The organism is Brevibacterium picturae (genome assembly GCF_030453725.1).
In the GTDB taxonomy this organism is placed as follows: domain Bacteria; phylum Actinomycetota; class Actinomycetes; order Actinomycetales; family Brevibacteriaceae; genus Brevibacterium; species Brevibacterium sandarakinum_A.
Window position 1 is genome coordinate 1 of sequence record NZ_JAKDJU010000113.1, and the last position, 9,876, is coordinate 9,876.

Genomic DNA, 9,876 nt, shown 5'->3' on the forward strand with positions numbered 1-9,876 from the left:
AAGTGCAAGTAAGTAGCAGTACATATGCATTCTCACCAGGGATTTTACCGTCCGATCGGGTAATCAGCCGCACCCAGTGCCGAATTGCTCACATTTATCCACATTTTCAACTATCAGCCCTTGAGGTCGAAGTCGGTGTCTGCGTACTCCTGGCCTTCGACGGCCGGTTCACCGCTGAACGGGTGCAGCTGATCCTCGCGGGCGCGAAGCTCGACGCGGCGGATCTTGCCGGAGATGGTCTTCGGCAGCTCCGAGAACTCGAGCCGGCGGATCCGCTTGTAGGGGGCGAGGTGCTCGCGGCAGTAGGCGAGGATCTCCCGGGCGGTGTCGGCGTTGGCCTCGAAACCGCCAGCGGGAACGACGTAGGCCTTGGGCACCGCGAGACGGACAGGGTCCGGCGAGGGGACCACAGCCGCCTCGGCGACGGCCTCGTGCTCGATGAGCACACTCTCGAGCTCGAATGGGGACAGTCGGTAGTCACTGGCCTTGAACACGTCATCGGAGCGCCCGACGTAGGTGATGTAGCCGTTCTCGTCGCGCTCGGCTACATCACCGGTGTGATAGACGCCGTCGGCGAACGCCTCGGCGGTCTTCTCCTCATTGGACCAGTAACCGCTCGTGAGCCCCAGCGGTCGGGGATCGAGGCGAAGGCAGATCTCACCCTCGTTGCCCTCTTCGCCGGTCGCGGGATCGATGAGGACCACGTCGTAGCCGGGCAGCACCTTGCCCATGGAACCGTATTTGAGTTCCTGATCAGGGGAGTTGCCGACCTGCAAGGTGGTCTCCGTCTGTCCGTAGCCGTCGCGGATGAGCACACCCCACTCCTGCTTGACCCGGTCGATGACCTCCGGGTTGAGGGGCTCGCCGGCGCCCAGGGCGATCTTCGGTGGGGTCTTGAGGTGGCTGAGGTCGGCCTGGATGAGCATGCGCCACACGGTCGGCGGGGCACAGAAGCTGGTCACACCGACCCGATCCATGGTCTCCATCAGCGCATTCGCGTCGAAGCGCGAGTAGTTGTAGAGGAACACGCAGGACTCGGCGATCCAGGGGGTGAAGATGTTCGACCAGGCGTGCTTGGCCCAGCCGGGCGAGGCGACATTGAGGTGGACATCGCCGGGAGTCAGTCCCATCCAGTACATCGTGGACAGGTGGCCGACGGGGTAGGACACATGGGAGTGGGCGACCATCTTCGCCTTCGAGGTGGTGCCCGAGGTGAAGTAGAGGAGGAGCAGGTCATCGGCACGCGAAGAGCCCTGCGGATCGAAGTCGGTCTCCTCGTCTTCGACGTCGGCGTAGCTGTAGTCCTGCTGGCGTTTGGCCTCGTCTCCGACGACGATGCGCACCACCTCGGCGTCGACATCGTCGAACTTCGCGGCATCCGCGGCACCGGCGATGACGAACTCGGCCTTGCCGCGCTCGACGCGATCGGTGAGGTCGATGGGACCCAGCTGAGTGGTCGTGGGCAGGAGGACCGCGCCGAGCTTGATGCCGGCGAGCATGGTCTCCCACAGCTCGACCTGGTTGTTGAGCATGATCATGACATGGTCGCCGCGCTTCACACCGGACCGGCGGAGGAAGTTGGCCACCTGATTCGACCGGCGAGAGAGCTCGGCATAGCTCCACTTGCCCTCGGTGCCGTCCTGCTCGACGATCCACAGAGCAGGGTTGTCGTTGCCCTCGGCGACCTTGTCGAACCAATCGATGCCGAAGTTGAAGTGGTCGAAGCGCGGCCACTCGAAGCCGTCACTGGCCGCCGTGGCGTCACTGCGCAACTCGATCAGCTTGTCTCTGGCTGCACGGAACTCATCGGTCACAGTCATCGTGGTCTCCTCACCTCGTCGCCCGCGCCACACCATGTGACGACAAGCACAAACATACGCGGATTACGAAGCTATCAGTTGACGTGCCGATGACAACAGGCGGGGGCCGCCCAGGCGCATTGCCCGCCTACGACTGCTCGCCGGAATCCTTCGCAGAGGACTCCGAGTCACCGAACTCCGAGCCAACAGAATCCTTGTCAGAAGACTCCGACTCTCCAGGGGCGGGTTCAGCGGGCTTGTTCTCGGCCCACCACTGGCGCAGCACCTCTTCGGCGCGCTCGGGCCCCAGCGGACCGTTCTCCATCCGCGCCTCGAGCAGGTGCTTGTAGGCCTTGCCCACCAGGGGCGAGGGTTTGATGCCGAGGATAGCCATGATCTGGCGACCGTCGAGGTCGGGGCGGATCGCTGCCAGCTCTTCCTGTTCGCTCAGCTTCTGGATCCGGTGCTCCAGATCGTCGTAGGCGAACGCGAGCCGATCGGCCTTCTTCTTGTTCCGGGTGGTCACGTCTGCCCGGGTGAGGATGTGCAGGCGAGACAGCAGCGGGCCGGCGTCGGTGACGTAGCGGCGCACGGCCGAGTCGGTCCATCCGGCATCGCCGTAGCCGTAGAAGCGCAGGTGCAGTTCGACCAGGCGACCGACGGCCTTGGTCGTGTCCTTGTCGAAGCGCAGCGCCTTCATCCGCTTCGCCGTCAGCTTCGCGCCCACCGCGTCGTGGTGATAGAAGGTGACGGCGCCACCGGGGGCGAATCTGCGGGTCGCGGGTTTGCCCACATCGTGCATGAGTGCCGCGAACCGGACCACGAAGTCCGGGACGCCGAGGTGGTTGGGGTCATCCGAGCTCATCCCCGCCTCGCGCTGTTTGGCCGCATACTTCTCTTCGAGCTCGACGGCCTGGCGCAGGACGGTCAGTGAGTGCTGATAGACGTCTTTGTGGCGATGATGCTCATCGGTCTCCAGCCGCAGACCGGCAACTTCGGGCAGCACATGGTCAGCGACATCGGTGCGCACCAGCAGATCGATGCCCGCGGCCGGATCGATGCCGGTCATCAGCTTGAACAGCTCCACCTGGATGCGTTCGGCGGAGATGATCGCAATTCGATCGGCCATGTCACGCATCGCCGCTTCCACCTCGGCGACGGGGTCGAGGCCCAGCTGAGCGGTGAACCGAGCGGCGCGCATCATGCGCAGCGGATCGTCGGAGAATGAGTCGGCGGCCGTTCCCGGGGTGCGGATGACGCCCTCGATGAGGTCGGTGAAGCCCTCGTGCGGGTCGACGAAGGTCATCGCCGGCAGACGGATCGCCATCGCACCGATCGTGAAGTCGCGTCGGATGAGGTCAGCATCGAGCTCTGTGCCGAATTTCACCGTCGGCTTGCGGGAATCCGGGTCGTAGGCCTCGGCGCGGTAGGTGGTGATCTCGATCTGCACACCCGATTTGATGGCACCGATGGTGCCGAACTCCCGGCCGATGTCCCAGTGCGTGTCCACCCAGTCGGAGATGAGGGAGAGGATGTCGTCGGGGCGCGCATCCGTGGTGAAGTCGAGATCGGGCATCGGGCGACCCAGCAGAGCGTCGCGAACGGAACCGCCGACGAGCGCGAGTTCGAATCCGGCCGCAGCGAAGCGCTTGCCCAAGGGCCCGAGAATGTTCTCGAGCTCATCGAGCTTGTCGTACAGACGGGCGTGCGCGGTCTTCGGGTCCACCGAGCTCCTTCGTGTTCTACCGTGTTCGTTCCGATCGGAGACGACTCATCTACAGCCGAGTCCAGCCTACCGGGAGCGCGTCCGACGAAACTTCCAAGAATCGCCTACTAAGGTAGGAGAATGACCACACCGATGCCCAAGCCGGGACCCAGGGCGTCCCGTCGAACCACGGTTGAGGAGATTTCCGCCGGTGGCATCGTCGTCGACTTCACTCGCCCGGAGCTGACCGTGGCCGTGATCGCCCGGATCAACCGGGCCGGACGGATCGAGTGGTGCCTTCCCAAGGGACACCTCGAAGGACCGGAGACCCCCGCCGAGGCGGCTCGACGTGAGGTGGAGGAGGAGACCGGTATCCTGGGACAGATCGTCTGTCCCCTGGGCACCGTCGACTACTGGTTCACGGTGACCGGCATCCGGATCCACAAACTCGTCCACCACTTCCTGCTGCGTGCACGGTCGGGAACCCTGACCGTGGATAATGATCCTGACCAGGAAGCGATCGATGCCGCGTGGATTCCGTTCAATGATCTGCGTTCTCGGCTCTCGTTCGCCAACGAACGTCGCATCGTGTCCGCCGCCCGCCCGATGGTCGCCCGATTGGAGCAGTGAAACCCATCAGTCATATGCGTTTCCTTCTCGCCCTGCTGAGCAGTGTCCTTCTGCTCGCAGGGTCAGTCTTCGCATACCCGCTCATGGGTTCGACGCCCGCAGCGGCCACCACGAGCACCAGTGCCGCCGGTTCGTCCGCCGCCGAGGGCAATTCACCGGACGCGACCACACCCAGCGGAGACGACGTCTCCATCACCCTCGACGAGGTGACCCCCTGGGTCGATGAGAAGGGCTCACTCACGGTGCGGGGCATGATCACAAATTCCACGGATCAGGCGATCTCCGATCCGGAACTGCATCTGGCGATGTCCACGGACAAGCTCGATGCCGGACGCCGGATCGAGAACTGGAAGACCGATCAGTCCCAGAACCGCAGGATCGCCGACCTCGAGGACAACGGTCCCGACGCCCGCAAGGAGGCGAAGGAATCGGGCGAAGCGAGCGACCCGATGACCACGGTGGATGCGAATTTCGACGATGAGATCGCGGCCGACTCCTCCTCGGAATTCACGATCTCCGTGCCCGCAGAGCAGCTTGGGCTGCGGAAGTCATCCCCGGTCTCGAACTGGGGTCCGCGCGGCCTGAGCGTGCAGGTGGGCGATTCCTCTGGACGGCTCGCCTCCGCAGTCGGCTTCTCCACCTGGTACCCGAGCCCGGAGTTCGATAAGACCAAGGTCAGCATGCTCGCACCGGTGACGCTGCCGGACCACACCACCGACGGCATCATCGATCCCGACCAGCTCGAGAAAGCCATCGGCAAGGGCGGTTCCCTGTCAACGATCATGAAGGTCCTCGACACGCCCGGAATCGGTATCGCCCTCGACCCCCGAATCATCGCCTCCTTCGAATCCGCTCTGGCCGATCCGGCTTCGGAGAACGACGGATCAGATTCCGAAGAGACCGGGAAGCCCTCCCCGGAGGGCACGGAAACCGCAACCACCGGGCCCGACGCCCACGATACCGACCCCGATGCGAACTCCAATGACGAGGACGGTGCCGATGGACTCGACGCCGACGAGACCGAAGCCGATGAAGAGCAGCGCAAACTCCTCGACGCCTGGTATCACGACTTCCTCGAGGAGGCGGAGTCGCACACCGTCATCGCTCTGCCCTACGGCGATCCCGACCAGGCCTCGCTGCTGGACAGCGACCTGAAAAGTCTGGGCGCGTTCGCGCAGAAGCAGAGAAGCCTCGTCACGGATGTTCTGCCGGAAGCCAGGACCGATATCGCCTGGCCCATCGCCGGCTCCGCACAGCGCGATCAGCTCAAGGACTTCGCCGAGGCGGGTGATGAAACCGTGATCCTCAGCAATGGCCAGCAGCCGTCGCCGTCCGGGGTCCACGATGACGCGCACTCGACGACCCCCATCAGCTCGGATGGGCAATCGTCGATCAACACCCTGATCAGCGATGCGGCTCTGGCGCAGCAGAGCGCTCAGATCATCGAATCTTCGCACCCCGCCTCCGGCATCTCGGAACTGGTGGCAACGACTGCCGCGATCCAAGCGGAGTCACCCTACCGGACACGACATCTGCTGCTGCCCATGCCACGCACTGCAGCCTCGGCGAACTGGGAGAAGACGGTGGAAGCCGTCGCGGACGCGCCCTGGGTCGATCCGTCCGGTGTCGATGAGCTCCTCGACACCGACGTCGCGCCCCGCGGACAGCTGCAACCGCCGAAGGACCCGAAGAGCATCGGGACGAAGACCGTGGCGAGCCTCGCGCAGACACGGGCCACGCAGAAGGAGTTCAACAGCGTATTCTCCGATCCAGGGAGTGCCAACACGCGACTGGACCGGGAGCTGCTCAGCTGCACGTCGGTCGCGTGGACCCTGGACGGCAACGCCAAACGCTGCGCCGACGATGCCCAAGCCGCGAACGAGAAGATGAGGAACAGCATCCACCTCGAGAAGGGCTCCTCGGTGCTGCTCGTCACCGGTGAGGAGACGACGATCCCGGTCACGATCGTCAACGATTCCCCCGCCGACGCGACAATGAGCATCCGGATGAAGGCGAAGACCCCACAGCTGCGAGCCGAGCCCACGGAGACCGTCGTCGTGCCCGCCCAGGAGACCATGCGCGTCGACGTTCCCGTCGAGGGCATCGCCAACGCCGATGTGCCGACGACGATCGAGATGATCGCCGCCGATGACTTCGTCTTGCCGAAGAGCGAGACGCTGCTCGTCAGGGTGCGGGCCGATTGGGAGAACATCGGCACGGCCATCGTCGGATTGGGCCTGGCCGCCGTCTTTGTGATCGGCTTGATCAAGACGGTCTCACGCGGACGCAGGAAGATCCCCGAACAGCAGCTGGCCGATGCGATGGCTCGCGCCAAGAACGACGAATCGGAAAAGAGGTAGGACTTGTCCAATTTCTCATCATTGGCCAAATCCTCGGCGATAATGACTGCCGGGACCCTGACCTCGCGCATATTGGGCCTGGTCAAGGCGTCGCTCCTTGCAACTGCAATCGGCGTAAATTTCGTCCAGGCCGACGCCTTCGATGTCGCCAACAAGGTGCCCAACACCCTCTACATGCTGTTGGCCGGCGGCGTGGTCAATGCCGTCCTCGTCCCGCAGCTGGTGCGGGCCTCGAAGAGGAAGGATGGAGGCGAGGACTACACGAATCGCCTGCTGACCCTGTCGTTCATGATCCTCGCGGCAGTGAGCATCATTGCGACGCTCGCCGCCCCGCTCCTCGTGTGGCTCTACTCTTCAGGATGGGGACCGGATCAGATGGCCTTGGCTACGGCCTTCGCCTTCTGGTGCCTGCCTCAGCTGTTCTTCTACGGCCTCTACACACTCCTGGGACAGGTGCTCAACTCCAAATCCTCCTTCGGTCCGTACATGTGGGCACCGGTGCTCAACAACATCGTTGCCATCACGGGTCTGCTCATCTTCATCATCGTCTTCGGTACGAACGATGCGTCCCCTCATGGACTGAGCACCTGGACGCCGGACAAGATTGCTCTCATGGCCGGCTCAGCCACTCTGGGCGTTGCCGCTCAGGCCCTCATCCTGATCTGGCCGCTGAAGAGGATCGGCTTCAAGTACAAGCCGACCTTCGGCTTCCGCGGGGTCGGGCTCGGTACCGCCGGCAAAGTGGCTTTCTGGACCTTCGCGGCAATGCTCATCGGCCAGATCGGCTTCCTCATCATCTCGCGTGTTGCAGCCGGGGCGTCGGTCCCTGGAGAGGGCAATGCCTCGAACGCTGCCTATTCCTATGGCTATCTCGTCTTCATGCTCCCGCACTCACTCATCGCGGTATCGCTGGCCACGGCTCTCTTCACCTCTCTGAGCAGAGACGCGGCGAACCATGACACCAAGGCGGTCATCGGCGACTTCTCCATGGGCGTGCGCATGGTCGGCTTGATCAATTCCTTCGCGGTGGCAGCTCTCATCGTGCTCGCCTCCCCGGTGGCGATGATCATCGCCGGCGATGGCCGCCAACAGGCCATGGCCGTGGGACTCGTCATCATCGCCATGGTGTTCGGGCTCATTCCATTCAGTGCGAACTACCTGGCGCAGAGAGTCTTCTACGCCTATGAAGATGCGAAGACTCCGTTCCTCATCCAGCTCCCGCAGGTCATCTTCCAGTCGCTGGCGGTGCTCTCGGCCTCGATCTTCCCGAAGTCGGTCACGGTGGCCATCATCGGTCTGACGATGAGCTTGGGATATCTGTTCGCCATGATCCTGTCATTCTGGCTTCTGTCTAAGCGCCTCGGCGAGATTGATCTCCGCGCAATCCTGATCGCTCATATGAAGTTCTTGGTAGCAGCGTTGGTTGCCGGATTGGCCGGTTACGGGCTTCTCTTCTTCTTCCCGGACTTTGCCCTGGCCGGCAGGTGGCAAGCGTTCGTCTCCTCCGCCGGCGTCGGGACTCTCATGCTCATTGTCTTCTTGGGAGCATGTTATTTGCTGAAAGTCAGAGAGTTGCATTCGATTATTGGCGTCGTTGCTGGAAAACTAAGAAAATAACCTGCGCATTGAAGCCCCTCTGGAGGTGGTCATCCTGATCGATATCGAACCCGGCATGGTTATTGCCGGTCGTTACGTCGTATCAACGGTCGACCGCTGGTGGCTCGAGGACAAACCGCAGGCGGGCGCGGTGTGCACTGCCCTCGACGCCATCCTCGATGAACCGATGCTCATCCACGTCGCCGATGCCGATGGATCCACGGATGTGCTCGAGGCAGCGCGACGGGTCTCCATCCTCGGCGACCATCGCATTGCCCCGACTTTGGATGTCGGTCATTCGGACGGACTCGACTATGTCGTATCCAAACGCATCGGCGTGACCTCGCTGGGCGAGATCCTGCCCAAGTCCCCGCTTCCCATCGATGCCGCCTGTGCGCTCATCGGCGAGATCGGAACGGTTCTCGTCACGGCCGCCCGACGCGGTCTCTTCCACATGTTCCTGCGCCCCAACACTGTCGGGATCACGACCAAGGGCACCGTCCTGGTCTCGGGCATCGGCATCGACGCCGCTCTGGCCCTGGGCACCGAAGTGATCCAACCCGAGGACTACACACCGACGAAGGCATCTCGAGCGGATGCGCTGGGCCTCATCCGACTCCTCTACGCCGCTATCACCGGCTATTGGCCCGCCGATGATCCGTACAACGGGATACCCGCCGCCGGTCGGGAGAATTCCCGCATCGCCAGGGCCAAGTCTCTCAACCCCGATATCTCCAATGAGCTCGACGATTTCGTCAGCGGTATCCTCACCGGATCCGATCCGGGCCCAGGTTCCGTGGCCGAGGTTCTGGGCTACCTGGACGAATGGGATGCCGAGCTGCTGCGGTACGTCAATCGTGCTCCGGTGGTCGACAACGACAGCGTCTTCGACCAGTCACCACGCAGCTTCGACGAGGCGACCAGCCTGCCCACCCCTCGATCGACGTCCATGGGTCCGAGCACTGCGAACACAGCAAGCGATGACCAGGTCAAGGCAGCTCTGGTTCGCATCGGCATCACCCGACCGGGGACCCGTGGTCTGGCCGTAGGTGTCGGCGGCAAGACCACAGGACAATATGCAGACCGCATGCAGATGCGCGAGGCTTCAAGCTTCCCGATCGGCAAGGATCAGCTCGACAATGCCGCCCAGGACTGGGAGGAATGGGAGCCTGAGCAGACCTATTCGCAGTACTCCGCATATGCAGAACACGAGTACGACGAGAATCTGACCTCACCGATCATGAATCGTGACACCGAGGATTCGGACCCCGACACCCAGGCACTCAACGTCGTTTCCGAGGACGGCGCTGAAGAAGCCGACGACGACAACGACACCCGCGTCATCATGGATGATGAGGATGATGACGGGTCGTGGTTCCTCGGCGGGATGTTCGAGACGAACGAGCAGCAGCGTGAACACCAGCTTCGCGAATACGAACGCGAACGCCGAATCGCCAAAGCCAAGGAAGACGAGGCACGCCGACGCATCGCCGCCCTCGAGGCGGCCTCGACCACCAAACAACGAGAAGCCGACTCCGCCACGCCACCCAAGGAGGTGCGCAGGCTCTCACCCCATTCAGTTGATGAGTCAGACGACGGCTCAACTCATTCCACTGCACCTGTTGCCGCGGTCTCACCGAAGCAGCGCCCCGATGACAATCCTCCCGCTGGCGCCGGGACTGGTGCCGCGGTTGTGGGCGGGGCAGCTGTCGGCGCAGCAGGGGTGGCTGGAGCAGCTGGAAGTTCGGCCGCTGGGGGCTCAGGGGCTGGAGGTGCTGCTCGCGCC

At 63.3% G+C, this 9,876-nt stretch carries 6 protein-coding genes; 4 read left to right on the forward strand and 2 right to left on the reverse strand.

Annotated elements, in window-relative coordinates; translation table 11 throughout:
• Positions 1-113: 113 nt before the first annotated feature.
• On the reverse strand, positions 114-1,820 hold the full coding sequence (locus L0G76_RS11165) for an AMP-binding protein (protein WP_304357293.1): 1,707 nt from the start codon (positions 1,818-1,820) through the stop codon (positions 114-116).
• A gap of 127 nt (positions 1,821-1,947) precedes the next feature.
• Positions 1,948-3,525 (reverse strand): CCA tRNA nucleotidyltransferase, encoded by a 1,578-nt coding sequence (locus tag L0G76_RS11170; protein ID WP_304357294.1) that lies wholly within the window; start codon positions 3,523-3,525, stop codon positions 1,948-1,950.
• Positions 3,526-3,645: 120 nt separating this feature from the next.
• Between L0G76_RS11170 and L0G76_RS11175 the strand changes: the two genes are divergently transcribed.
• From L0G76_RS11175 to L0G76_RS11190, 4 genes are all read left to right on the forward strand, one after another.
• Positions 3,646-4,134, forward strand: a complete 489-nt coding sequence (locus tag L0G76_RS11175) for an NUDIX domain-containing protein (RefSeq protein WP_304357295.1) — start codon at positions 3,646-3,648, stop codon at positions 4,132-4,134.
• 14 nt (positions 4,135-4,148) lie between these two features.
• Positions 4,149-6,494: a DUF6049 family protein gene (locus L0G76_RS11180; RefSeq protein WP_304357296.1), complete on the forward strand. Its 2,346-nt coding sequence runs from the start codon at positions 4,149-4,151 to the stop codon at positions 6,492-6,494.
• 3 nt (positions 6,495-6,497) lie between these two features.
• Entirely contained in the window at positions 6,498-8,111 is a 1,614-nt protein-coding gene (gene murJ / locus L0G76_RS11185) for a murein biosynthesis integral membrane protein MurJ (protein WP_304357297.1), read from the forward strand.
• A 25-nt stretch (positions 8,112-8,136) separates the two neighbouring features.
• On the forward strand, positions 8,137-9,876 hold a 1,740-nt coding region (locus L0G76_RS11190), incomplete at its 3' end, for a protein kinase family protein (RefSeq protein ID WP_304357298.1).

Bases quoted from the DNA above. Each gene is read 5' to 3' on its own strand.
- L0G76_RS11175 (WP_304357295.1), top strand. From the start codon at position 3,646: ATGACCACACCGATGCCCAAGCCGGGACCCAGGGCGTCCCGTCGAACC.
- L0G76_RS11165 (WP_304357293.1), bottom strand. From the start codon at position 1,820: ATGACTGTGACCGATGAGTTCCGTGCAGCCAGAGACAAGCTGATCGAG.
- L0G76_RS11180 (WP_304357296.1), top strand. From the start codon at position 4,149: ATGCGTTTCCTTCTCGCCCTGCTGAGCAGTGTCCTTCTGCTCGCAGGG.